General features: G+C 50.2%; 25 protein-coding genes. 15 read left to right on the plus strand and 10 right to left on the minus strand.

The features are described from left to right. The first annotated feature begins 4 nt into the window (after positions 1 to 4). Complete coding sequence (locus HZB62_05620; protein MBI5074630.1) at positions 5 to 1,855, plus strand: PBP1A family penicillin-binding protein; 1,851 nt, start codon at positions 5 to 7, stop codon at positions 1,853 to 1,855. A 23-nt stretch (positions 1,856 to 1,878) separates the two neighbouring features. Here HZB62_05620 and HZB62_05625 read toward each other — a convergent pair whose 3' ends face one another. The 4 genes from HZB62_05625 to HZB62_05640 all read right to left on the minus strand — a co-directional run bounded on the left by HZB62_05625 (position 1,879) and on the right by HZB62_05640 (position 7,365). Beyond that, complete coding sequence (locus tag HZB62_05625) at positions 1,879 to 4,596, minus strand: histidine kinase (GenBank protein MBI5074631.1); 2,718 nt, start codon at positions 4,594 to 4,596, stop codon at positions 1,879 to 1,881. A 1-nt stretch (position 4,597) separates the two neighbouring features. Next, positions 4,598 to 4,891, minus strand: a complete 294-nt coding sequence (locus HZB62_05630; GenBank protein ID MBI5074632.1) for a hypothetical protein — start codon at positions 4,889 to 4,891, stop codon at positions 4,598 to 4,600. Further along, a complete protein-coding gene (locus tag HZB62_05635) occupies positions 4,888 to 6,924 on the minus strand; it encodes a histidine kinase (GenBank protein ID MBI5074633.1) in 2,037 nt (678 codons plus the stop codon). Before HZB62_05635 ends, HZB62_05630 begins: the two co-directional genes overlap by 4 nt. Positions 6,925 to 6,987: 63 nt before the next feature. Next, positions 6,988 to 7,365: a response regulator gene (locus HZB62_05640; protein MBI5074634.1), complete on the minus strand. Its 378-nt coding sequence runs from the start codon at positions 7,363 to 7,365 to the stop codon at positions 6,988 to 6,990. Positions 7,366 to 7,541: 176 nt separating this feature from the next. Between HZB62_05640 and HZB62_05645 the strand changes: the two genes are divergently transcribed. Beyond that, positions 7,542 to 9,452 (plus strand): cyclic nucleotide-binding/CBS domain-containing protein, encoded by a 1,911-nt coding sequence (locus HZB62_05645; protein MBI5074635.1) that lies wholly within the window; start codon positions 7,542 to 7,544, stop codon positions 9,450 to 9,452. A gap of 111 nt (positions 9,453 to 9,563) precedes the next feature. Here the strand turns inward: HZB62_05645 and HZB62_05650 are convergent, their stop codons facing one another. Continuing rightward, the gene (locus HZB62_05650) at positions 9,564 to 10,493 is read right to left on the minus strand and encodes a peptidylprolyl isomerase (protein MBI5074636.1); all 930 of its coding nucleotides are present in this window, start codon (positions 10,491 to 10,493) and stop codon (positions 9,564 to 9,566) included. A gap of 102 nt (positions 10,494 to 10,595) precedes the next feature. Between HZB62_05650 and hemL the strand changes: the two genes are divergently transcribed. The 9 genes from hemL to nrfD (HZB62_05695) all read left to right on the plus strand — a co-directional run bounded on the left by hemL (position 10,596) and on the right by nrfD (HZB62_05695) (position 19,815). Further along, positions 10,596 to 11,888 carry a glutamate-1-semialdehyde 2,1-aminomutase gene (hemL, locus tag HZB62_05655; GenBank protein ID MBI5074637.1) on the plus strand — a complete coding sequence of 431 codons (1,293 nt, stop codon included), beginning with the start codon at positions 10,596 to 10,598 and terminating at the stop codon, positions 11,886 to 11,888. Between the two features lie 27 nt (positions 11,889 to 11,915). Beyond that, positions 11,916 to 12,965: a hypothetical protein gene (locus HZB62_05660; GenBank protein MBI5074638.1), complete on the plus strand. Its 1,050-nt coding sequence runs from the start codon at positions 11,916 to 11,918 to the stop codon at positions 12,963 to 12,965. Positions 12,966 to 12,974: 9 nt separating this feature from the next. Further along, on the plus strand, positions 12,975 to 14,006 hold the full coding sequence (locus HZB62_05665) for a cytochrome c3 family protein (protein ID MBI5074639.1): 1,032 nt from the start codon (positions 12,975 to 12,977) through the stop codon (positions 14,004 to 14,006). 92 nt (positions 14,007 to 14,098) lie between these two features. After that, a complete protein-coding gene (locus HZB62_05670) occupies positions 14,099 to 14,590 on the plus strand; it encodes a cytochrome C (protein ID MBI5074640.1) in 492 nt (163 codons plus the stop codon). Next, positions 14,587 to 15,366, plus strand: coding sequence for a 4Fe-4S dicluster domain-containing protein (locus tag HZB62_05675; protein MBI5074641.1), 780 nt, complete (start codon positions 14,587 to 14,589; stop codon positions 15,364 to 15,366). The genes HZB62_05670 and HZB62_05675 overlap by 4 nt, the downstream gene beginning before the upstream one ends. Beyond that, on the plus strand, positions 15,367 to 16,620 hold the full coding sequence (nrfD, locus tag HZB62_05680) for a polysulfide reductase NrfD (GenBank protein ID MBI5074642.1): 1,254 nt from the start codon (positions 15,367 to 15,369) through the stop codon (positions 16,618 to 16,620). It abuts the gene before it with no gap. Positions 16,621 to 16,763: 143 nt separating this feature from the next. Then, complete coding sequence (locus HZB62_05685) at positions 16,764 to 17,276, plus strand: hypothetical protein (GenBank protein MBI5074643.1); 513 nt, start codon at positions 16,764 to 16,766, stop codon at positions 17,274 to 17,276. A 10-nt stretch (positions 17,277 to 17,286) separates the two neighbouring features. Next, on the plus strand, positions 17,287 to 18,207 hold the full coding sequence (locus HZB62_05690; protein ID MBI5074644.1) for a 4Fe-4S dicluster domain-containing protein: 921 nt from the start codon (positions 17,287 to 17,289) through the stop codon (positions 18,205 to 18,207). 9 nt (positions 18,208 to 18,216) lie between these two features. Then, a complete protein-coding gene (nrfD, locus tag HZB62_05695; protein MBI5074645.1) occupies positions 18,217 to 19,815 on the plus strand; it encodes a polysulfide reductase NrfD in 1,599 nt (532 codons plus the stop codon). 216 nt (positions 19,816 to 20,031) lie between these two features. Here the strand turns inward: nrfD (HZB62_05695) and HZB62_05700 are convergent, their stop codons facing one another. The 3 genes from HZB62_05700 to HZB62_05710 are packed head-to-tail and all read right to left on the minus strand — an operon-like array spanning position 20,032 to position 22,396. Continuing rightward, entirely contained in the window at positions 20,032 to 20,886 is an 855-nt protein-coding gene (locus HZB62_05700; GenBank protein MBI5074646.1) for a cytochrome C, read from the minus strand. Beyond that, positions 20,886 to 21,980 carry a cytochrome bc complex cytochrome b subunit gene (locus HZB62_05705; protein ID MBI5074647.1) on the minus strand — a complete coding sequence of 365 codons (1,095 nt, stop codon included), beginning with the start codon at positions 21,978 to 21,980 and terminating at the stop codon, positions 20,886 to 20,888. The genes HZB62_05700 and HZB62_05705 overlap by 1 nt, the downstream gene beginning before the upstream one ends. Before the next feature lie 5 nt (positions 21,981 to 21,985). Then, positions 21,986 to 22,396: a ubiquinol-cytochrome c reductase iron-sulfur subunit gene (locus HZB62_05710; GenBank protein ID MBI5074648.1), complete on the minus strand. Its 411-nt coding sequence runs from the start codon at positions 22,394 to 22,396 to the stop codon at positions 21,986 to 21,988. Positions 22,397 to 22,571: 175 nt separating this feature from the next. Between HZB62_05710 and HZB62_05715 the strand changes: the two genes are divergently transcribed. The 4 genes from HZB62_05715 (at position 22,572) to HZB62_05730 (ending at position 24,075) form a co-directional block, all read left to right on the plus strand. Further along, positions 22,572 to 23,105 carry a molecular chaperone TorD family protein gene (locus tag HZB62_05715; protein MBI5074649.1) on the plus strand — a complete coding sequence of 178 codons (534 nt, stop codon included), beginning with the start codon at positions 22,572 to 22,574 and terminating at the stop codon, positions 23,103 to 23,105. Continuing rightward, the gene (locus tag HZB62_05720; GenBank protein MBI5074650.1) at positions 23,089 to 23,316 is read left to right on the plus strand and encodes an AtpZ/AtpI family protein; all 228 of its coding nucleotides are present in this window, start codon (positions 23,089 to 23,091) and stop codon (positions 23,314 to 23,316) included. Before HZB62_05715 ends, HZB62_05720 begins: the two co-directional genes overlap by 17 nt. After that, positions 23,303 to 23,662 carry a hypothetical protein gene (locus HZB62_05725; protein ID MBI5074651.1) on the plus strand — a complete coding sequence of 120 codons (360 nt, stop codon included), beginning with the start codon at positions 23,303 to 23,305 and terminating at the stop codon, positions 23,660 to 23,662. Before HZB62_05720 ends, HZB62_05725 begins: the two co-directional genes overlap by 14 nt. Positions 23,663 to 23,793: 131 nt before the next feature. Then, positions 23,794 to 24,075: a DUF1232 domain-containing protein gene (locus HZB62_05730; protein ID MBI5074652.1), complete on the plus strand. Its 282-nt coding sequence runs from the start codon at positions 23,794 to 23,796 to the stop codon at positions 24,073 to 24,075. 41 nt (positions 24,076 to 24,116) lie between these two features. On the opposite strand, the gene HZB62_05735 is transcribed toward HZB62_05730, so the two are convergent. Further along, positions 24,117 to 25,148, minus strand: a complete 1,032-nt coding sequence (locus HZB62_05735) for a cytochrome-c peroxidase (GenBank protein MBI5074653.1) — start codon at positions 25,146 to 25,148, stop codon at positions 24,117 to 24,119. 70 nt (positions 25,149 to 25,218) lie between these two features. Further along, complete coding sequence (locus HZB62_05740) at positions 25,219 to 25,647, minus strand: thioredoxin domain-containing protein (protein MBI5074654.1); 429 nt, start codon at positions 25,645 to 25,647, stop codon at positions 25,219 to 25,221. Positions 25,648 to 25,652: the final 5 nt, after the last annotated feature.

Genomic DNA, 25,652 nt, shown 5'->3' on the forward strand with positions numbered 1-25,652 from the left:
GAGCATGTCCGGACTCGAACAGGACGTTCAGAGCGCAGAAAAAGGATCCCGATTCAGGGTAATTATCGTCATATTTCTCATCCTTGGCGGCCTTGCAGGCATCGGCGGCGGTTTTCTGTACTGGACGCTCTCTGATCTTCCCAAGGTAAATGCCATTGAGGAATATGTCCCGGTTGAATCTTCAAGGGTCTATTCGAGTGACGGACAGGTACTGGCCGAGTTCTATGTTGAGCGCAGGACATTCGTCCCTCATTATGAGATCCCGACCCATGTAAAACAGGCGATTATTGCGATCGAAGACGTCCGTTTCTATAGCCATCCAGGCGTTGATCTGATCGGTATTGCCCGAGCACTCTCGCACGATATCCGGGCTGGCGGCATGAGGCAGGGAGGCAGCACAATCACCCAGCAGCTCGCAAAAATGCTCTTTCTGAAACCGGAAAAATCGATCAAGCGCAAGATCAGGGAAGCAGCACTGTCTTTCCAGATCGAAAAGCGGTATACAAAAGATGAGATTCTCGGTCTGTACCTTAATCAGGCATATTTCGGTGCACGGTCCTATGGCATTGAGGCAGCAAGCCAGACCTATTTCGGGAAGACCGTGAAAGATCTGACCTTGGCCGAAGCAGCCCTTCTCGCATCTCTCCCCAAGGCCCCTTCACAGTATTCCCCCTTCAGAAATGCCGACAAAGCAAAGGAGAGGCGCTCGGTAGTCCTCCAGCAGATGTATCAGCATAAATTCATCAAGCGGGAACAGTATGAAGAGGCCGTAAAGGAACCCATGCCCGCAGCTCCTCATTACCGGAAATATGAAGCACCCTATTTTGTCGAACTCCTGAGACACCAGCTCGAGCAGAAATACGGCAGTGAGCTTTATACCTCCGGGTACAAGATCCATGCAACCATTGATTTGAAGATGCAGCAGGCCGCAGAAAAGGCTCTGACAAACGGCATCAACTCCGTAGAAAAACGGCGAAAGCCGGGAATACAGGCATCGCTCGTTGCCATAGATCTCCGCACCGGCCATATCAAGGCTATGGTCGGCGGATTCGATTTCTGGAAAAACCAGTTTAACAGGGCAACCCAGGCTCTGCGTCAGCCGGGCTCTGCGTTCAAGCCCTTTGTCTATCTGACCGCGATCAAGGACGGCAAGACATCTGAAGACACCATAAACGACGCGCCTATATCCTTCAAAGGAGGCCGGCCGGGCCAGATGTGGAGACCAAAGAACTATGACGGCAAATATCACGGGGTCGTGACCCTTAGGACAGCCCTTGCACGTTCGTTAAATACTGCTACGGTCCGGCTCGCAAGCCATGTCGGACTTGAAAATGTGATCCAGACCGCTCGGGATCTCGGCATCAGGAGCGATCTGCAACCCTATATGCCCCTGGCACTTGGCGCGTCAGACGTAACGCTCCTTGAGATGACCCAGGCATATGCCGTCTTTGCATCCGGCAGGAAGATGGACCTGATCCCCTATGAGCGGATCGAAAACAGGGACAAGATCGTTATTGAAGAAATTCTGCCCAGGCAGACAATTATCCTTGAAGAGGGCGTTGTTAAAGAACTCAGGCTATTACTCGCTGCTGTTGTTAAAGAAGGCACTGCCACGCGGGCAAAAGAACTGAAGCGTCCGGTGTACGGCAAGACCGGAACCACCAATGACTATACAGATGCCTGGTTCATCGGCTTTGACGACAACCTCGTGGTCGGCGTATGGGTAGGCCGTGACGATCACAAGCCTATCGGCAGCAAGGAAACAGGAGCCTCAGCAGCCCTGCCCATATGGATAGAGTTCATGAAGCAGACGGGAGACGGGCAGCAACCATCAGGTAACGAACAGCCTCAATAAAAAGGGTCGGCTGTTATACGCTGTCAGTCCGGCTTAAGCGGAAGGGTAAATATGAATCGGGAACCTCTGCCCGGGTCACTTTCGACCCAGATGCGTCCTCCGTGGTTTTCTATGATCGTCTTGCAGATCGCCAGACCCAGACCGGTACCCTGCGGTTTGCCCTTCGATGCGTCCCGAAGCTGATGGAATTTTTCAAATATCCGCTCTCGCTCTTCCGGCACGATCCCCGGACCATTGTCAATGACCGCCAGCTTTGCCTCGACATCTGTGGACGATAACTGAAGACGGACGTTCCCTGTATCGGGATCACAGTATTTGATGGCGTTCGAAAGCAGATTGATAAGCACCTGAACGAGTCTATCCTGATCGCCGGTTATGATGACAGGGCTGCCGGGAACCTCAGAGGAGACCATTATATTTTTGTTCTGCGCAAGCTGGCTCGTTGCGGCCAGGGCCTCATGTACCACGCTGATGAGGTCCATATTCTCAAGCTCCCACTGATAAGCCCCCGACTCAATCTTGGTGAAATCAAGCATCTCGTTTACAAGGCGGGTCAGGCGCTCACTCTCTTTAACGACAATCCGCAGCAGCTGCTGCCGCTGCTGCGGATCCATGTCAACGTCGTCCTGCAGGATTTCAGAGAAGGCCCGGATCGAAGTAAGAGGTGTCCGCAGCTCATGACTTACCGTAGAAACAAAGTCGTCCTTCAAAAGATCAAGTTCCTTCAGACGCTCATTGGTGCGTTTCAACTCCCGTGTTGCCGACTCGAGTTCCCGCGACTTCTGTTCAAGCCTGCGGCTATACTCGATGACCTGTGACGTCTCATCGAGTATCTTCATCAACCCCTCTATGCTCAGGGCCTCGCCTTCTATGATCGAAGAGATCATGACGCGGGCAGACGCTGCCCCAACAGTGCGGGCAAGTTCGCGCTCCGCAAAAGATACAAGACTCTCATTAGCAAGAGTATCGTCCTGCAGTTTCTGGGAGTGCTGGACTGCGTATGTATTAAAAACCATCTCAGCCCTCCCCGGCCCTATCATGCGGGCCACAAGGCCCTTCAGGTCGCTGACCCTCGTCTTGCCGAGCCAGAGACGCGCACCTTCAGTATCAGAAGCCCTCTTCTTGTATACATCCACGAACATTGCAGCCTGCAGCTGCTCAAGTGCCTCCTGCCTGCCGAACAGGGATACACCGACCAGGAGACCGATATTCAGCAGCATGCTCCAGAATACAGCGTGTGTTATAGGATCAAAACCCGAGAGGTTGAACAGGTGATAGGGGCCAAGCATGGGGATGCCGAACAGACCCGGTTCGACAAATGACATGGGCAGCCAGCCAGAGCGGGCGAATGAAGGAAGAAGCAGCGTATAGGTCCAAATGGCAAACCCTCCCGCCAATCCAGCCAGAGCCCCCCGTCTACTCGCCCCCTTCCAGTATATCCCAAGCAATATGGCCGGCGCGAACTGTGCAGCCGCAGTAAACGAAACAAGACCCATGCTGACCAGGGCATAGGATTCCCCGATCAGCCGAAAATACAGGTATCCAAGAAGTAATATGAGCACAATGCTTCCGCGTCTTATGCTGAGAAGTGTCCTGCCCATGTCGTCGCGTCGAAGAAGCTTGAGCCTCAGGAGAACTGGCATCAGCAGGTCATTACAGAGCATTGTAGAAAGCGCAATGGTCTCCACAATTACCATACCTGTGGCAGCTGACAGCCCGCCGATAAATGCGAACAGGGCCAGAGCCTGCTCCCCGCTCCTTAGCGGCAGCGTCAGCACAAACATGTCTGCATCCACTGCACCGGCCTGAAAAAACATGAGACCTCCCAGAGCTATCGGCAGAACAAAAATATTTATTGCAAGCAGGTACAGCGGAAACAGCCAGGAGGCCGTACGGACATGCTCCTCGTTAACGTTCTCAACGACAAGTATCTGAAACTGCCTTGGCAGAAACATGATCGCAGTCATAGCAATGAACGTCAGGGCAAACCATGAAGCATAGCCGCCTGGCATAGAGTCCATGTCCGTCTGTTTGGTAGTATCCAGCATCAGTGAGGCCTGCTTAAATAGATCCGCCGGCCCGTCGAACAGTACAAACGTAACGAATATGCCCACCGCGGAAAAGGCCAGCAGTTTCACGATGGATTCGAAGGCAATGGCAGCAACCATGCCCTCGTGCCGTTCGGTAACGTCAATATGCCGCGTTCCGAACAGGATCGAGAAAACCGCAAGAATCAGCGCAACGTAGAGGGCCGTATCATGACCGAGGCTCAGCTCACCGGCCTTCTCGGTGCTATAATAAAAAAGTACGTTAAAACTCGTGGAGATGGCTTTAAGCTGCAGTGCGATATACGGCATGATGCCTACAACTGAAATCACGGTCACGAGACCGCCGATCACAGAACTCTTCCCATAGCGTGACGATACGAAATCCGCAATGCTTGTGATATGGTTTATTTTGCTCAGGCGTATTATCTTGCGCAGGACGAGCCACCAGATCGTTGCTGCAAGAGTCGGCCCCAGATATATCGGCAGAAAGCCGACTCCGGTAGAAGCCGCGCGGCCCACACTGCCATAGAATGTCCAGCCCGTGCAGTATACTGCAATTGAAAACGTATATATGTAAGGGTTGCTGATGATGGACCTGCCCGTGTCTGCACGCTTGTCGCCATAATAGGCGACGGCGAACAGGATACCGAGATAACCAAAAGATACAAAGAATATTATCCAGTAATTCGGCATGTCAGGGCTCCTTGAGATCCTGGCTGTCTGATGGCACCCCAATCCCGGACGAACGGCCCCGAAGAACAAAGCCCGTTATCCCAATAATAAGGGACCATATTGAAAAGAGATAGAAGTAGAGCACCGGGACACCGCAGACAAAGGCACTTACACTGAAAATTGACAGAAGTGGGAAGTTCAGGAGTATAAGTCCCCCGATCAGAAGCCCTAACAGACGTTCCACTCTGCGTTCAGGTTCAGGTATTTGACTGCCGTCTCCATGAGTTCCTGATCCCGAATTTTCCGGTGTCGTCATCGGCGTATAACCTCCATCAATTGAGCCATGGTATTGATCCCGCGTTCCTGAAGCAGGAATAAAAACTTGAGGAATATCTGAGCCGTAATGAGAGCATCTCCCTGCGCAGTATGTCTTGCCCTAACCTCTACTCCCAGTCGCCGGGCAACAGCGTCCAGGGAGTGCTCAGGCGTATGGTCGTGCAGAAAGAGCGACAGCGCAAGGGTATCCAGCACCGGGCCGCGGAAAGAAACACCGGCACGTTTCTCTTTCATCCTGATGAAACGCATATCAAATGCAGTATTATGCCCTACCAGGACTGCATCACCGGTAAACGCATGAAATGAGCGAAGAACGTCTTCAATGGAGGGTTTATCGATAACCATATCGTCCGTGATTCCATGAAAACGCGCAGATGATGGGGGAATGGTCCTCCCTGGGTTCACCAGGCGATCAAAGGTTTCACCGACTACAATGCCCCGGTTGACGATTCTTACCCCGGCAAGGGAAACGATCTCGTCGCCTTCAAGGGGGGCAAGGCCGGTGGTCTCTGTGTCGAAGACGACAAAGGAAATACGATTTAAGGGAAGGTCCTTCAACCGGCCGGCCCCTTCAGCGTCCTCATATGGTGAGAAATCAGTATAGACCGGCCGTGCAGGCAGCAGAGGAGCAGGGGATTCCCACTGCCGCGTGGACGACAGTATGGGGATGCAAAGCATGGCATAGCCCGGCATACCATGCGGCCTGCTCCAGACTTCGCTGCCCAAGTGCTCAAGCACTTCTGAGACAGTCTGACTGTCAGGGGGCTCAATCTGAGATGACTTCCATTGCCGGATCAACGCCTCGGGCACTGCCTTGCCTCGCCAGAAAAAATTGAAATAGACGCGCTTGTCGCCCAGAAGAGTTTCGACTTCGACAGATGCAGCGCACGAGTATTCATGAATCTTCCAGGCGAAGAACTCAAGAAGGTGCAGAAGGGAATGAATCTCCGCCTTTATCCAGAGGGGATCGCCGATCATGGTAAGTAGTACCCCTCTTTCCCCGAGCTGCCTGGCCACACAGGCAACGACATCCCCGGTATAAACATCGCTCACCAGATACCGGGGGGACTCCATCGCCTCAATCTCGCGGGCAAGAACCTCAAACTGCGCGGTAAGTGTCGCGGTATCACTCACCATGGTGCGCTCAAGCGCGGCACGGCTGCCAGCATCAAGGTCCGGCAGCATCTCGATACTGTCAACACTGAGCCTGAGACTTGTTAGCGGCGTCTGTATCCCCCTCATGGCGGCACGCATGAGGTTTTCCCGGCGCCCCCGTGCATCCGCCTCTCTGCTGACGTCCTCACAGGTAAGCAGAAATGACCAGGACAGGCCATGAACCTCCGGGAGAAGGCGTATGCTGCAACTGATGATCGTCCCCATAAGGGTTGAACTTACAAAAGAAATACTGTTTTCAGACTCCGGGTCTGCAGGATTCCGGACTCTCCGCTGCCTCAGAATTGCAAGGGAACTCTCGATTGGCGAAGCGGTGCAGAGCTGATAGAGAGAGAGGCCCAGTCCGAGTGCTGAGCTTTCCTGCATTACCCTCCGGGCAGCAAGATTGTAAAACATGATGCGTGCCCGTTCGTCGCAAACGATTATGCCCTCCTTGAGCGATGAAAGGATAGTTTCTAGACGCGTCCTGCTGCTTTCCAGTTCACTCGAACTCGCGGAAACAGCCTCGGCAATCTCGCGTCTTGACTTCATAAACGCGTCGCCCAGATCACGGACTGCTTCCGGAATATCGCCAAGGAAATGTCGATGTAAGACCGTAATCACATACCTTGGATTTACCCCGGTAATGATACGGATCTCCCTGCTGAGCAGCTCCAGTGGTCCAAGCACAAATACATAAAGCGCAAGGAAGAGAACGGCAACGAGCAAGGCGGATAAAAAGGCGGCAACCACGAGGGCAAGACGTATCTGTACACGGACATCAGGATTTTCGGCATGCGACAGGAGAATAAGACCCGCACCGATAAGCAGCACTGCATAAAAGAACACCGCGGCGAACATCAAATATCGGAACCGGGGATATTTGTTCAAGATTACCTGCCCCGACCGTGTCCCGGGACCCCGCTATTGACCCGGTCTCGATGACAGGATCTCATTAATCCTCATCATTACCTCCCGGGTAGAGAAGGGCTTGGTAACATAGTAATCTGCACCCAGAGCCAACCCCTTTTCTTTCTCGACCTCTCGGCCCTTTGCGGTAAGCATGATGATGGCAATGTCCTTCAGTGAGGCATCCGCCCGAATGCGCTGACATACTTCATACCCGTCCATCTTCGGCATCATGATGTCGAGAACAATAAGATCGGGCCGGAATTCTCTCAAAGCATCAAAGACCTTCTGGCCGTCGTCCACGCTCTGAACCTGATAGCCTTCCCTCTTCATCAGGAGTTCGAGAGCTAGTACGATATTCGGCTCATCATCCACAATCAGAATGCGGTGCATGCCTTGTTACCACCTCACTACGGCTCAGAATGATTTCATTATACCATAAGCGAGAGACAGCCAGTCAGTTCAGCAGTCGGCAATCGAATAGATAATAGGACAGCCGCTATGTATGGTCTGGACATTTTGCATACTGCACTGTACCATGAAAGAAGAAAGGCAGAGGACACGAATAGATGGCAATGCTGAGTAAAGACGCCGCACTATTTTTAAAAAAACACCCGCCGTTCAGCCTTCTCGACGATCATACGCTCGGCCGGCTGGTGGAGAGCCTCATAATGGAGCTGTATCCTGCCGGCACGCTTATCCTGAAGCAGGGAGACCAGCAAACCCGCGGCCTTCATATCATCAAAGAGGGAGGCGTAAAAATTCTCGCCAGAGCCGCGTCGGGGCAGGAGCGCGTAATCGACTACCGTGATGCTGGGGAGACATTCGGGTTTCTTTCCCTTGATGAAGATGATCGGCTTGACGTATCAGTGCAGGCCGTTGGAGACACAGTCTGCTATGTTGCAGACAAGGCCGGCATTATGAAGCTTTTGGATGACCATCCTCTCTTGCGGGAATATCTGATTCCCTCATATTTTCCGAAACGAGAAGAATCACCTGCCGGATCTTCCGTCTATCAGCATGCCCCTCACCTCGGATCCCAAAGGGTTCTCTTTACTACCCCTGTCAGAGACCTTGCGGGCCGGGAGGTAATCACTGTCCGCGCCGATACTCCCATCATAGAGGCTGTCAGATTGATGTCGGCGCACCGCATCAGTGCCCTTGTGATTATGGACAAGTCCGACTGGCCGGAGGGGATTATCACTTCATCTGATCTGCGCGACAGGGTATTAGCCCGACAAAAGGACCAATCCGATCCCGTCAGCGACATCATGAGCAATCCGCTTGTCATGGTAGACGGCGCCGATTTCTGCTTTGAAGCACTCCTCAAGATGATGAGCCACAACGTTCACCATCTTCTTGTCATTGATTCAGGGAAACTCACCGGAATCGTCAGCAACCACGATTTTCTGGTCCTGCAGGGAATTTCACCGCTCCTGGTCGTCAGAGAGATCGAGAATCAATCGACCATAGAAGGTCTCATCGCTGCGTCGGGAAAAATCAGGGGGCTCATTTCGCTTCTCCTCCGGGAGGGGGCAGGTGCGGGAAGCATCCTGAGGATCATCACCACGGTAAACGACCGGATTGAACGCAAGATCCTTGACCTCGCACTCACTACGCTCGGAACACCGCCAGTACCCTTCTGCTGGATCGTTTACGGGAGTGCCGGCAGGAAGGAACAGACATTCAAGACAGATCAGGACAATGCAATTGTGTATGCAGACACGGCAGGGGAACTGGAGCAGCTCGCGACAGCGGAGTATTTCGGCCGCTTCGCGGAATTTGTTGTGAACGCATTCTTGCGTTGCGGTTTTATGCTTTGTCCTGGCGATTTTATGGCTACCACCCCCCAGTGGAGACAGCCCCTCTCCGTATGGAAAAGAAGTTTCAGCGCGTGGATTGATACGCCGACGAGCAAGGCGATCCATAATTCAGCCAACCTCTTCGATTTCAGGGGGCTGCACGGAGATCTGAATCTTGCGGTGGAACTCAAAAAGCACCTGATGCATTCTCTCCGGAATCAGATGATCTTTCTTAAGGCATTAGCAGAACTGACTACAGACTACCGCCCGCCCCTTGGCCTGTTCGGGTCCCTGATATTCGAAAAGACCGGAGAACATGCGAAACACCTTAATATCAAGGACAAATGCCTTACCCCCTTAACCAATATCGTTCGTCTCTTCAGCTTTGAAAGCAACATCCCGGAAACCTCTACGCTGGAGAGAATCGCAGTCCTGAAAAATATCCATCCTGTGATGAAGGAGGTAGGTGATGATCTTGAACATGCATTTGAGTTTGTTTCACTGCTCAGGATACGCCATCAGCTGGATCAATCCGCTATGAACATCGAACCGGACAACTTCATCGACCCCAGGCAGCTGGGATCGCTTGAATTCAGGAACCTCAAGGGTATCTGCAGTCTGGTCGCCCAGGTCATTAACGACATATCAAGGAAATACGGCACAGGCGCCCGCCTGTAACCAGCACAGAGACATCAGGCATCAGCTGTGCTACGGTTGCGTTCCAGAAACAAATAAAAAGCCGGGAGATATTCGCTCCCGGCTCGCTGAGAATATATACATTCTGAAAGATTATTTTTTAGGCTCTTCCTTTTTCGGTTCTGCCTTCTTTTCCTCAGGCTTTGCAGGGGCTTCCTGCTTATCCGTTTTTGCCGGCACAGGCTTTGCCGTCAAGGCTTCTTTGTTGATCTCCACCTTATGGGACTTCTTCAGCTCAGCCATGTAGGTGTCAAAGACCCCTTTCTGTCTCTCGCCGGAAAGTTTCTGCGAGACGAGGTCGCGCACTTTGTCATAAGGAATAGCTTCACCGGTCTTCTTGTCCGTCACCTTGATAATATGGAAACCAAAAGGGCTCTTGACCGGAAAACTCGTAGTCTCACCAGTCTTCAGTGCTGCAGCAGCCCTTTCGAACTCAGGCACCATCTGACCCTTTTTGAAAAAGCCGAGGTCTCCACCGTTCTTCGCTGAACCGGTATCAATGGAAACAGCCTTTGCAATCACCTCAAATTTCTCGCCCTTCTTCAAACGGGAGAGGACTTTCTGAGCCTCATCCTCTGTCTTCACCAGGATATGGCTCGCCTTGATCTCCTTTGCAACAATAAAGTCGTCCTTGTTCTTATCGTAATAGTCTTTTACTTCCTGGTCAGAGACCTTGGCCTTTGCCATGATCTCCTTTTCGAAAAGTTCGGACACGAGGGAGAGCTTCTTGAATTCTTCCACTTTCTTGATGTAATCCTGTCCCTTGTCATAGCCCTTCTTGACCGCTTCCTTGTACAGCAGCTCCTTATTAATGATCTCGTTCAGGAACTTCTCTTTCCCGGCAGCGTCAGTGAAGATCTGCTGGGCATAATCAGGCAGCGCCTGGAACTCCCGGTCAAAATCCGCCTGTGTTACGGCCGTATTGTCAATCTTCGCAAGATAGGGACCCTTTACCCCTGCCTCCTTCTTGGAACATGATACCAATGCCAGTGCTACAACGCATATAACTGCAACTCTTCTCATCTCTATAGCCTCCAAAATTAAAGTGCATATGTTATAGCATATCCGCGAAAAAATAACGCAGATTTTGACACAAAAACTTTTTTTGTGATAGATTAACTGGATATGAAAAATCACTCTGCTTCAAAGAGTTTGTTTCGGAAGGCATCAGCAGCTATTCCCGGGGGAGTAAACAGTCCTGTGCGGGCATTTAAGGCTGTCGGAGGCAACCCTCTTTTTATTGACCGGGCAAAGGGTTCGCGCATTTATGATGTTGACGGCAACTCCTACATAGATTACGTGCTTTCCTGGGGGCCCATGATCCTCGGCCATTCCTTCCCACGGGTAGTAAATGCGCTCAAGAAGGCGGCAGAAAAAGGCACGAGCTACGGCGCGCCAACCGCACTTGAGATCGAACTTGCAGAACGCGTGCTCAAGATATATCCTTCCATGGACAAGATCCGGATGGTGAATTCAGGCACTGAGGCGACCATGTCTGCCATCAGGGTTGCGAGGGGTTTCACCGGCAGGGACAAAATACTCAAATTTGAAGGCTGCTACCATGGCCATGCTGACGGTCTGCTGGTCAAGGCAGGTTCAGGTGCTGCGACCTTCGGTCTGCCTGACAGTCCCGGTGTGCCTAAGTCCTATGCGCGCAATACGCTCACCCTTCCCTTTAATGATGTCTCTGCTTTCAAGCGTCTTTTAGAAAAAGACGGCAAGAACATCGCATGTGTTATCGTCGAACCTGTTGTCGGCAATATCGGCTGCGTGCTCCCGAAACCTGGCTTTCTGGAAACCCTGAGAAAATTCACCAAAAAATATGGCATCGTCCTCATCTTCGACGAAGTCATGACCGGCTTCAGAGTAGCATTCGGCGGAGCACAGGCATACTATGGCATTAACCCTGACTTGACCTGTCTCGGCAAGGTGATCGGCGGCGGGCTGCCTGTGGGCGCATATGGCGGCAGGAAAGAGATCATGTCCATGATATCGCCGGAAGGTCCTGTGTATCAGGCGGGCACGCTCTCGGGCAACCCTCTTGCCATGACAGCCGGTATCGAGACCATAAAAGAACTTTCGAAGGCAGGGGTCTATAAATCGATCGAAGCAAACTGCGTAATGCTCGAAAAAGGACTGAACGATGCTGCAAAAAAAGCGGGAGTTTCAACCCGCTTTTACCGCGCAGGAAGCATGTTCTGCACCTATTTCACCGATATTGAGGTGACAGATTATGCAACGGCAAAAAAAGCAGATACGCAAAAATTCTCAAGGTTCTTCTCGGAAATGCTTGAACAGGGCGTGAATCTGGCGCCGTCGCAGTTCGAGGCCGGGTTCATGTCCCTTGCTCATTCTGAAAAAGACATTGAAACAACCGTAAAAGCAGCATACGTAAGCCTGAAAAAAATAGATAAATAGAGCAACAGGTAGTTGGGGAGGAATTTGTTGATATTCAATCCGGTTAGTCTCGTAAAAAAGGCCGTGACATGGTTCAGCCAGGGTATTTCTACCAAGGCCAGGATCGTCATCATCTGCATCCTTTTGTTCTTTTCTCTTACCATGCTCTTCGTAGCGTACAAGATAAATGATTACTTCGAAAATGACCCTAATGCGTGCTTTGCCTGCCATGTGCATGATGAAGCGAACAAGCAATGGGCAAAAAGCGAGCATGCAGGCATCAACTGTCACGAGTGCCACCACTCAACAAAAAAAGATCAGCTCGTACAGATGTACCGTTTTGCCTTCATGGGTCAGAGGTCTGTATCACCGCGCCATGGAGAGATCATTGTACCGCGGACACTCTGCCTCAGATGCCACTGGGAAAGAGACGAGAAGTTCCCCAAGGCGCCTGACATCAGCAAGTCACGCTATCATGCAAAGCATGTTTTCAACGAGAAGATCGAATGCACCAAATGCCATGGATACAAGACGCATAAGTTCACCATGGAGGAGAGGTATTGCGTCACCTGCCACCTGAACAAGGAACTTCAGCCTCATGATGCGTCCGTGCAGACAAAGGATGCCAAGGGCAATAAAACATGCCTGCCCATGGGAACCCTCCCCTGCTTCAATTGTCACACGGACCGGACCTCAGATCTTATGCCGGGCAGAAAAAAATGTCTCTTCTGTCATGGAAGCGAAGCGGTCAGACAGGAACTGATCGCTGACGGTACCATCGACGTGAAGCATTTCCAGCCGAAGCAGGAAACCATACAGAGGGCTATCAAATTAAAGATCTCTGCCGACGCAGCCATGCAGTTCCATTGTTACGAGTGCCACAATCCTCATGTCAAGGCCCGGCCTGACTGGAATAACTGCACGACAAAATGCCATACGAATGTTCGCAATGTCGGCAAGCATGAACTGCATCTGCAGATGAATCTGACATGCAAAGATTGCCACAAACCGCACGACTGGAAGGTATCTCCGGAACAGGCGAAAAAAGACTGCATCAAATGCCATGAATATAAAGATCCGAAAAATTTTCTAAAATAGAGGTATTGTATGACATTAAATCCGCTCAAGCTGTTCAACAACATTACCAACTGGTTCTCGGAGAAGCTCACGCCCAGGGCAAAGATCATCCTCGCCATCGGCGCCCTGATTTTTATTATCATCATGGGTTTTATTGCCTACAAGATCAATGACTACTTTGAGAACGATCCCAATGCCTGTTTTGCCTGTCATGTACATGATGATGCGAACAAACAGTGGGCCAAGAGTGAACATGCCAACATCAACTGCCATGAATGCCACCATTCGTCAAAGAAGGACCAGATGATACAGATGTACCGCTTTGCCTTCCTCGGCCAGCGGTCTGTCGCGCCGAGGCACGGCGAGATAATCGTTCCGAGGGTCCTCTGCCTCAGATGTCACTGGGAAAGAGACGAGAAGTTCCCCAAGGCGCCTGACATCAGCAGGTCGCGCTATCATGCAAAGCACGTTTTCATCGAGAAAATCGAATGCACCAAGTGCCATGGGTACAGAACGCACAAGTTTTCACTTGAGGAACGCTATTGTCTGACCTGTCACAAAGACAAGGGGTTCCGCCCTCATGGTACGACAGACAAACCCCATGAAAAAATACCGATGGGTGAACTGCCCTGCCTCAACTGTCATACAGACCGCACATCAAATTTGCTGCCTGAGAGGAAAAAATGTCTCTTCTGTCATGGCGATGAAAAAGTGAGGAAGGAACTGACGAGCGATGCCACGATCGATGTCAAGCATTTCAGGCCTTCAGATGAAACCGTGAAGAAGGCGGTCAAGATCAATGTCCCTGATAAAGCTCCCATGCAGTTCGAATGCAGAACATGCCACAATCCACATCTGCGTTCCAGGCCCGACTGGGCAGCATGCACCGTCAAGTGTCATACAACAGTTCCTTATACCGGCAAGCACGAGATCCATTTGCAGATGAATCTGGCCTGCAAGAATTGTCATAAACCACACGGCTGGAAAGTGACGCCTGAGCAGGCGAAAAAGGACTGTGTGACCTGTCACGAATATAAGGACCCGAAACTTTTCATAAAATAATTATGGCGCAGCGGGCCGGAAACAGATAAATATACATCCGGCCCGCTAAGATTTCTGTATAATATGGTAACGCTTATGGGGAGGTGCATTGCATGAAGAATCATGTATTCAGGCCGCTGTTTGCAGTCATCGGTCTCGTTGTGATTGTCCTTGTCATCCGGGTTTTCTACGTTCCCAAGGATTTTGGTGTCCATGAACGCGGATATATGTATGGATGGTATAGAGAAGGCAACGTATCAGAATGGAAAACATCGGTTAAGGTCAAGTATCAGGGCAAGGAATATTGTTCAGGCTGCCACGCAGACAAGGTTCAGACCATCGATAAAACACCTCACGCGATCATTCAGTGTGAAAACTGCCATGGGCCGGCAAACGACGCAATAGCGGATCATCCTTCTGAACAGCGGCCCAAACTCACGATTGACAGGACGAGAGCGCAATGTCTCAGATGCCACTTAAAACTCGTCTATCCCACAAGCGGAAGAGCAAATATCAGGGGCATAGACCCTGAAAAACACAATCCGGACATCGAATGTGTCATGTGCCACAATCCTCATAAGCCCGGTCTGGAGGGATTGAAATGAACAGAAGAGAATTCCTGAAAAATACGGCAAAGGCAGTGGCCGGAGTCACCGTGCCGCTTGCCGCCATCGAGATCTTGAGCCCGGCACGGGTGCAGGCACTGAAGGCCGACAGTTCTGTGCGCTGGGCATTCCTTGTGGATACTTACAAATGCGTAGGTTGCGGTCTCTGCGTAAAGGCCTGCAAGAACGAGAACGAGATCCCTTATGAAGCCAATGTCACAAGGACCTGGGTCGAGCGTTATGTTCTGACCAAAGACGGAAAGTTGTATGCTGATTCGCCGAAGGGCGCGCGCGATGGCTTCACGAGTGCCAAGATCGACTTGGGAATGGGAAAATTCCAGGATATCAGGAAAGAAGATATTAAAAAAGCATTTTTCGTCCCAAAACTCTGCAACCAGTGCGAAAATCCTCCCTGCGTTCAGGTCTGCCCTGTAGGCGCTACGTATCAGGCTCCGGACGGCGTTGTCCTTGTAGACAGGACCTGGTGCATCGGCTGCGGTTACTGCATCATGGGATGTCCCTATGGCGTCCGCTTCTTTCATCCCAAGTACCATACGGCAGAAAAATGCAATTTCTGCTACCACCGGATCAATAAGGGACTAAAGACCGCATGCGTACAGGCCTGCCCGTTTGGTGCGCGGCAGATAGGGAATATCAAAGACCCCAATGATCCGGTTGCAAAGATCATAACAACAGAACGGGTAGGCATACTGAAGAGTGAATTCGGCACAAAGCCGCAGGTCTTCTATATCGGGCTGGATGAGGAGGTGCGTTAGATGGTACATGGAGAACTCTGGACACTGAAGGAGCTTTTTGTCACACCAAATGAGTATATCTACTGGTCAGTTCAGATCGTAATGTATCCTTTCATGACCGGTCTGGTAGCAGGAGCCTTTGTCCTGTCATCACTCTATCATGTCTTTGGCATCAAGGAGCTTAAGGACATCGCGCGCTTTGCCCTGGTTTTTTCGTTCGCCCTTCTCTTTGCCGCTCCGGTACCGATCATCCTGCACCTTCAGCATCCGTTCAGGGGCATAAATAACCTGATGACGCCCCATTTTACCTCAGCCATTGCAGCCTTTGGCATTGTCTTTTCGACCTATGGGGCTATTGTTGCGTCCGAACTCTGGTTTCTGTACAGGAAGCATTTTGTAGAACAGTCTCAATTCCTCAAAAAGAAGCAGGACAAGGACTTTGGCGAGAAACTGTTTTACCTGATTTATACAGCGCTTACGCTCGGATCTTTTGATATCAGCAAAGAAGCGCAGCACAAGGATGAAAAAGCGATCAAGATACTGGCTGCCATCGGTATTCCGGTCGCCTGCTTCCTGCATGGATATGCTGGATTCATCTTCGGATCTGTCAAGGCGAACGCCCTCTGGATGACACCGCTCATGCCGGTCATCTTCATCATGTCTGCAGTCGTTTCCGGCATAGCCCTCTGCATGCTGACCTATATCGTGACCATGGAGATCAGAAAATTCCTCGCTTGCAAAAAGCAGTCCCCGACGTATTCGCCCGAGTGCCGCGAAGAAATAAAGAGTGTCGAGGTCAATGTCATCAAGATGACAGCAAAGTATCTGCTTTTCTTCCTGATCTTTGCGATCAGCCTCGAACTCCTTGATCTTATCTTCAGGGGATACACGGCAACAAAATCGTGGGACGTGTTGAGGAGCGTTATTTATGAGAAGGACTTTAACAGCATATTCGTCTTCCAGTACGGGATCGGTAACCTGATACCGTTCATCCTCTTCCTCCTGCCTGGAATGACCATACGGCGGGCTGTTGTAGGAGTCGTGCTCGTCATGTTCGGCGTATTCATGATGCGGTGGAACGTCGTGATCGGCGGTCAGGCATTTTCGCTGACCTTTGCCGGGTATATGCATTACCACCTCCCGATCATCCCGCACGACTGGGAAACGCTCAAAGAAGGTCTTTTCGGCGCACTGGCAGTCTTCATTATGCCCTTCGTGCTCTTTTTCTTCCTGACCAAAATATTCCCGATCTTTGGTCTTAAGGAATCCCACTGATATTAGAAAGGGGAGTGAACATCTTTTGATTTTCACTCCCCTTTCTGCCTCTCCTTCGTTAATCTTTCATTATCCTGTTGTAATACCGATTGAAATATCTTATCATTAAGAAAATTGGCTGCCGAAGGACAGGCGAGGTGCTCATGAATAGATATATCGTATCAGCCGCAGGAACTGTTTTTTTCTTGTTTTTCTTTTTCCATCTTCATCAGGCAGAAGCTCTTGAACAGGAAGTGCATAAAAAGTTCCTGGTACCACCTCCGCCTTTTTCACAGGGCATATTCCCGTGCTCACAGTGTCATCAGGGCATGCCTGCAAATAAAGCGCCGCGAAAGCTGGAAATGATGCACCAGGATATCGCTCTGCATCACATGCCAGGCGGCTGGTGCTTTGATTGCCATAACCCTGACAACCGCGACACCCTCAGGCTGGCGAACGGTAAAATCGTGAAGTTCAGTGAGTCCTATAACCTCTGCGGACAGTGCCATGGTACAATACTTCGGGAATGGAAGGCCGGACTGCACGGCAAAAGAACGGGCATGTGGAACGGCGAAAAACAGTATCTGCTCTGCGTACACTGCCATTGGCCTCATGACCCTGAATTCAAGCCCATAACTCCCCTGCCTCCGCCGGTCAAGCCGTCGGATATCAAATAAGAGGTGTTTAATGGAACAGAACGATAATAAGAACAGTGGCCTTAACAGGAGGAAATTTCTTCAGGGTGCGGCACTCGGCCTCGCCGGAATGGCTCTTCCCCTTGACAGGGCTGATGCCTCCTTCTGGGAGTCGTTCTTTCAGAAGCATTTTAGGGAAATGAACGATGCAGAGATTAAGAAGGTGCTCAGCCGTCTTGAAAAAGAGTGTGAAATAAAATACAAAAAAGCAGTTAAGATCGGCAATGAAAAGGCTATGCCGGGCGTAATGTTCGGCTATGGGCTCGATCTGTCACGCTGTATCGGATGCAGGAGATGCGTGTACGGCTGTGTAGACGAAAACAACCAGTCCCTTGATCCCCAAATACACTGGATCACCGTGCTTCGCTTCAAAAAGGGAGAGAAATGGGTAGATCTGGAAAATGCAGAGAAATACTATAATCCTGATAAAGTGCCTCAGGATGATTATTTCTACATGCCGGTACAATGCCAGCAGTGTGAAAACCCTCCCTGCGTCCGGGCCTGCCCGACACAGGCCACATGGAAGGACCCTGACGGGATCGTGGTGATCGACTATAACTGGTGCATCGGCTGCCGCTATTGCATGGCAGCCTGTCCCTACGGAGCCCGCAGGTTCAACTGGACAGAACCGAACCGGCCGGCTGAAAAGATCAATCCCAATACCCATTATCTGGGCAACCGTCCGAGATACAAAGGCGTTGTGGAAAAGTGCACATTTTGCATTCAGAGATCGAGAAACGGCCGGTATCCGGCCTGCGTCGAGGCCTGTCCGGTTGGAGCAAGAAAGTTCGGCAATCTTCTTGATCCGGAAAGCGAGATCAGATACGCGATCAAGCACAAACGGGTCTTCAGACTGAAGGAAGACCTGAATACGAACCCCAAGTTCTACTATTTCTTCGCATACGGTAAATAGGGAGGCTGCATGGTACAGATGATCAGGAACTTCTTCATAGCGCTCAGGCAGATAGCAGTCGGCGACAAGAAGTATTACGCGTGGGTTTCCTTTCTGTCTTTTCTGATCCTCCTCGGTGCAAGCGCCTATATCGGCCAGATCAACAGGGGGCTGATCGTCACAGCCATGAGAGACCAGGTTTCCTGGGGATTTTATATCTCCAACTTCACATTCCTTGTGGGTGTCGCTGCAGCTGCAGTCCTTCTCGTCATTCCGGCATATCTCTATCACTTTAAACCTATCAAGGAAATTGTGCTTTTCGGCGAACTTTTGGCGATCTCTGCCATAACCATGTGTATCCTCTTCATCATGGTGGATATGGGGCAGCCACTCAGGGTTTGGCACATATTACCGGTCATAGGTGCCATGAATTTTCCGGCGTCTCTGCTTGCCTGGGACGTAGTCGTTCTCAACGGTTACCTTGCGATCAATGTTACCATCGCCTTTTATGTCCTTTACCGGCTTTCTATCGGCAAGGATTACAAGATGTCCGTAATAGGCCCGCTGATCATTCTCTCGATCCCCTGGGCGGTCAGTATTCACACCGTTACGGCGTTTCTGTACAACGGTCTGCCCGCCAGGCCTTTCTGGAATGCCTCGATCCTGGCTCCGAGGTTTCTCGCCTCGGCTTTCTGCTCAGGACCGGCCCTGATGATCATACTCTTCCAGATCATCAGGAAACTTTCAGAAGTGGAGATAGATAACAAAGCGATCCATAAAATAGCAGAACTGATCGCCTATGCCATGGGGATCAACCTGTTTCTCCTTGGCGCCGAGATCTTCAAGGAATTCTATTCGGGCAGCATCCATTCAGAGCCGATCAAATACCTGTATTTCGGCCTGCATGGACATAACAAGCTTGTTCCCTGGACATGGTTTGCGACTGTCCTGAACATTTCAGCCTTTTTTCTGTTTCTCTTTCCCAAAACCAGGGAAAACTTCACAACGCTCAACATGGCCTGCGCCTTTGTGATTACAGGTGTCTATATAGAAAAGGGCATGGGCCTCATCATTCCCGGTTTTATTCCCGACACCCTCGGTGAGATATACGAATACACTCCAACCATGCAGGAAATGCTGATCACCATAGGGATCTGGGCATCCGGGGCCCTGCTCTATACCTTCATGCTGAAGCTGGCCATCCCGGTCTATACAGGCAAACTCCGCTTCTTCTCAAAGGCCCAGATGGTTAATGCACATGACATCATGTCTCGCCGCATGGCAGTCGTTGAGGAGAACACTCCCTTTGATGATATGGCAAAGTTACTTCTCTCCAAGCATCTTAACGATATAGCAGTAGTAGACAAGGAAGGCAGACTTATCGGCACAGTTACCGATACAGACCTCATATCTCTGGAGGCAGGCGAAACCGCGGGGAAAACCGCAGCAGATATCATGAAAGCCCCGGAAGGCGCCATACCGGAAGATATCAGGATCCAGGAACTCGGCCAAAAGCTTGCATCTCAGCAAGCCAGCCGTCTTTTCGTGATCAATAACACAGGACAGCCTGTGGGCATGGTTTCCGGCAGTGACATCCTGAAGACCCTGGAGCATATAAGAAAAGAGTAAAGCAAAAGACAACAAATAAAAAGACCTGCCGGCACTACCGGCAGGTCTTTTTTATGCTGGTACTGCGGGAAATCTTGTTCCGCCAACACCATCAACCTCAGGCAGAAGATCACTGATCACGCATTCATAGAGCCAATATATCCGAACAGCCTTGTTGTGACGCAGGATGACAGAGAGCTGGCGTAAGAGGCTCCGGAGAAATGCCGCTAAAACGAACTAATCCCTTGGGGTCTTCGTGATCAGGTAAAGAACTGTGGCCATAGCGGCAAAAATCAGAAGAATAAAGGCTGAGAAATTCTTCCTGAAACGCAGTTCACCGAAGGTGCTGTTTATCTTGTTTTCCACAACAGCCAGTTTGGATGAAAATTCGTTTGTCCTGTCCCTGACCAGATTTACATCAACTGAATGAAACAGGGTGCGGAATTCGGCCTGAATATTAAAGAGATTCTTCTGGTCATCGTCAATATATACACCTTCTTTTCTGAGCTTCCGAAGACCACCTTCAAGCTCATCGAACTTCTTTTCAGTAAGGAAGAGGGCCTGCTTCATGGTCTTTGCCCTTTCATAGGAATGGCATTTAGCACACCGATGTTCGCTGATAATGTCGATATTCGCCTTCTGGATATTATGGGACCCATGACACGTAACACAGTTAGGCCCCTTGCCGGACGCTCTGAATTCCTTGCCATGATCACTGTCATAATAATTCTTCAGAATGCCGATATGACATTTGCCGCAGAAGTCAGGCACCTCGGACGGTTTCGGCTTTCCCACAAAACCCCTGTGGGGCGACATGGACATCGATGCATCTTTCGGATCACCGCCATGGCAGTTATGACAGGCTATATTGTTCTGGGCATGCCAGCTCGCCTTCCATTCCTCGGCAATGGTCAGGAACTCGGGCTTCATCTTATCGGAAGAATGGCACTCAATGCAGAAATTCTCCTCAGGCTGCTCGCCCGACCATGTCTTGGTAAGGAATCCCTTGGCAAACTCGTCCTGGTAGCTCCCTGATGAGAGCGAAGGCAGAGAGAGCAACATTGCGAACAGAACAATAACGCTCCGCCCCATCACCGCCTCCCCCACCACATGAGAATAACCCAGGATATCATCAGGAAGATGAAGACACCGCGAAGCACGGGCCTCTTGAAAATATTCTTCTCCTTCTGAACGTCAAGAAATGGCCAGAAGATAAAAACGAATAACAATATGATCTGCAGCGATATCCCAAGGAACTTGTTCGGTATCAGTTTCAGCATCTGGTAAGGAGCAAGAAAGTACCACTCCGGCCGTATGTTTTCAGGCGTTTTGAAGGCATCTGCCGGCACTGAAGCCTCTTCAGGAAAAAAGAAGGTAGGTGCAAAAGTAATGATCGAAAACATTATGAGGAAATAACAGATAACCATCAGTACCTGCTTTTGGAAAAGGTAAGGGTAATAAGCGTGCCCTTCCGGATGGGTCTTCTTTCTGAATTCGGTCAGAGGGCGTTTCTCCTCATCAGTCTTGCCAAAAGGCGTAGAGGAAAGTCCTATCCGCCTTATAAGCGCTATGTGCACCCCCATCAATATCATAAAGAGAGGAGGAAGAACAGACACATGCACTGCAAAAAATCTGGTCAGCGTTATGCCGCTCACATAATCTCCGCCGCGCAGGAGCCTCGTAGCAAAATCTCCGAAAAATGGAAATGCCGTTGGCAGTGATGTCACCACGGTAGTTGCCCAGTAACTCAGCTGGGTCCATGGCAACAGATAGCCGCTAAGGCCAAAAAGGAACGTTATAACCATCATGATCCCGCCGCCGATCCAGGTAAGTTCCCTCGGCCTCTTATAGTTGCCCATAAGGAATATTGTGACCATATGAAGGGTCACTGCCGTTATCATAAGGTTGCTGCCGACCACATGTATCTGCCGGAAAAGCCAACCATAGGGAACCCTGGTCATGATCTCCTGGACGCTCCTGAATGCATGTTCAGAGTGGGGGATATAATAGATCATCAGGAAAATGCCGCTGATAACCTGAATAAGATATCCTGCCAACGCAACAGACCCAAGGGCATTGAAGACATTTATCTGCTTCGGCACTCGGTATTCAGTCAGCTGGCTTTTTAGCAGTTCATCCAGACCTATCCTTACTTCGAGCCAGTCCCTTATCTTATTTTTTGCCATCGCCATCACCCTATGATCAACTGCTCGCCCTCGACCTTGAGGGTCACTTTAGGCAAAGGCCTGGGAGGGGGTCCTGACAGCACATTCCCTTCAAGGTCATAGGTGCCTGCATGACAGGGGCAGATCAGTCTGTTTTTATCTTTCTCGTATTCTACAAGGCATCCCAAATGGGTACAGACCTTGGACAAGGCTATAAAACCCCTGCCGGGACGGTTGATCACGATCACCGGTTTGTCATTAAAAAGAATGATCTTTGACCCTCCGACAGGAATATCCGCCTTTACCAGGACTACCTTTTTATCCATGTCAGAACTGCCTGGAGGTGCCAAGTATCGAATGAGAGGATAGGCAAACGATGAAACTGATGCCGTGCCAAGAACTGCAAATAGAGCCTTTAGAAAACTGCGCCGCTTCATGTTACCCCGTTTTGAGCTAAGGTTTTTTCTTTATTTTTCCCTTACTTAAGAGTGATTTTACGGGATTTTATTTTTACTGTCAAGAAAATTCTCAAACTTTATCGACTTATCATGCGCCATAGCCCATGCTGCCTACAGGCAATCACTTAGCCTGTTCCGGTATAATGCACCTGCCATGATCTTCGAAACCAATAATATCAGGAGAGCAGAGTCTTACAGGATCCTGGCGCAGCTCTTTCTCAATCCTCCGGATGTAGAGGCGCTCGAATCTGTCAGACAGGATTTCAGCCTCGATTTGAAGGAATCGATCGAGCAGATAACAGAGGATTTTGACCTTCTTTTCTCCTTATCACAGGGCATAGTACAGCCGGTTGAGTCGCTCTTCTCAGAGAACAGTAACATCGACTATATAAACGTAAATGAATTCTACATCAGCGCAGGACTTGTCATTGATGATTCATATGAAATGGTTTCGGACCATCTTTCTGTGGAACTTCTTTTCATGAGTTACCTCATCGACAACAGCAAGACCGTACTAGAAAAGAATTTTCTTGAACAACACCTGATGAATTGGGTACCGTATTACTGTGACCAGATCATTAAAGTTGCAAAGACAGCTTTTTATCGCGAAATAGCAGAGATCGTGAAGGATTATTTAACAGCAGAGCATGAAGAGTATCAGAATGAGGACTATGGCCCCGCTTTTTGACAAGACTATCATAAAGCATTTCGCCCGGGCGGGCACCATAGGCTTTCATATGGTGATCTCTACTTTTGTGGGGTATCTTATCGGTTCGCAGTTAGACAAGTGGCTCCTTACCTCGCCCTGGTTCACGATCATTTTTCTCATCCTCGGTATCGCAGCCGGGTTCAGGGAACTTGCGCGCATCGCAAAAAAGATTTCAGATGACCATGATTAAAAAAATCGCAAGGAATACTGCCATTATCCTTATACCTGCGGCCATAATTTCGGCGTTTTTGCCCTGGGAAGATCTGCCCTTCAGCATTCTCATAGGAGGTCTGCTTGGCATCCTGAACATACGGGCGCTTGCCTGGAGCGTTGAAGGGATCATCGGAACATCATCGGTAAACATGAAAATGCTTTTTTTCAGCCAGTTCCGCTTTGTAATGCTTGCCCTTATTGTCGTCCTGCTGGCTTATCTCAGGCTCGTGACCATTCCCGGCATCATGGCTGGATTCTCTGTCGTATTTTCCCAGGTGCTGTTTGTGGGGATGATTCAGGCAAAAAAACCTTCTGATCCCTGACGCGCATTAGGGAAACCTCATTGATCATTTACTGCCTTCCCTTTTCGTTCTTTTGAAAAAGAGTTGCGCACATTCCCCGGCCCGTGTAATATCAAACAAAAAGGGAGAAGTTGCAGACACAATACGATTCAATGCTGGAACAGCTGAAACAGACCGCAACAGTATTTAAAACCGAACTGAAAGCGTATCAGTTTGCCATAAGCCATGCCGGCACGCCTAAAACCGCCAAGGTCCTCCTTGCCGCGGCAATCGGATACACCTTGCTGCCGTTTGACATCATCCCAGACTTCATCCCTGTCATCGGGCATCTTGATGATGCGCTCATCGTGCCTCTCCTGGTCATCGCAGCCCTCGGCATGATCCCTCCGGAGGTTATGCAGGAGTGCAGGATAAAGGCCAAAGAAGAAACATAAGAAGACAACAAACTTATTTAAGGTGAAGACGACGGGCTTGCTTACGGAACGTCAGGATAGGTTATCTTCAGCTCTTCGCCGCTCAAGGCATCAACAAGAAATGCCTTAAGCATTTTCTTCTCTTCTTCACTCAGACCGAGAGGCTTGAGATATTTATTTCCCTTTCCACCGCCTGCATTAAAGAACTCGATCACCTCATCGAGTGATGCAAAGACGCCGTTATGCATGTAAGGTCCCGTTCGCGACACCTCACGGACCGTGGGAGTCCTGAACGCCTTCCAGTCCTCCTTCTTCTTGGTGATCAGATAACGGCCCGGATCTTCCTTCAGACCGCGATAATTTGGATAATGGTATACCTTGGCCACAAATCTCATGGTAGCTGTTACGCGGGGATCATTTAACAGAACAGGATTTTCAGGGACATTCAGGGCATAAAATTTATCGTCTGACAAATTTGGACCATAATGGCACTCTATACATCTTCCTTTGCCCCTGAATATCTCAAATCCCTTTTTGGCTTCTTCAGAGAGTGCCTTGTCTTCCCCCTTAAGAAATGTATCGTATGGTGCATTCAGCGAAACAATTGTCCTCTCAAAGGCTGCGATTGCCATGGCAATGCGCCCGCGCGTCGGCTCGCCGCTAAAGACCTTATTAAACGCTTCGACATATTCAGGAACAACGCGTATCTCCTCCTCCACAAAATCGAGGTTTTGGTTCATCTCAAATGCTGACATCATGGGAAACAGGGCTTGATCTTCGAGCATCTTTACCCTTCCGTCATGAAACAGGCTCTTGTACATACCGACATTGTAGAGGGTTTGGGCATTGCGCCAATTTCTGGTCGTGGGATAACTTTGAGAGATATCCTGTCCATCAGCAAATCCCTGTTCAGGCACATGGCAGGTGGCACAGCTTGTGGTGCCGTCACCGGAAAGCCTCCTGTCGAAGAAAAGCTTCTTGCCGAGTTCTATCTTCTCTGCGGTCTGGGGGTTGTTCTTCGGAATGGGCACTGACTTGAAGGGTTCAAGATGACCGGCAGAGGAGATAGAGGTTAAGGCTAAGGTTGAGAGCAAGACAGCCAGGAAAAAACCTCTAAAGAAGTTCCTAAACCTCAGCCTGAGCCTAAACCTCTCAGTTTGCCTGCTATCGCTTCGCATTCTTCAGTTCCTCCTCAATGATCTGCTTCAGATACTCATACGGCCTGTTGCCGACGATCTTCCTGCCGTTGATAAAATATGTCGGCGTGCTGTACAGGTCCATGTCAAAGGCAAGCTGCTTGTCTTTCTCGATCTCTGCCGAGTGTTTCTTGCTGTCGATAGATGCAGTAAACAGCTTCATATCAAGGCCGAGTTCCCTGGCGTATCTGACAAGACTTTCACGATCAAGTTTGGGCGAGTTCTTAAGCAGCAGGTCATGCATCTCCCAGTATTTCCCCTGGTCTCCGGCAGCAAGGGAAGCCTCTGCAGCTATATGGGCATAGTCGCGATATTTGTACGGATAGTTCTTGATGACAAGCCTGACCTTGCCCTTGTATGCATCGATGATCTTCCTGACGACCGGACCGGCCGCCACGCAGT

Source organism: Nitrospirota bacterium, from assembly GCA_016214855.1.
GTDB lineage: Bacteria > Nitrospirota > Thermodesulfovibrionia > Thermodesulfovibrionales > UBA6898 > UBA6898.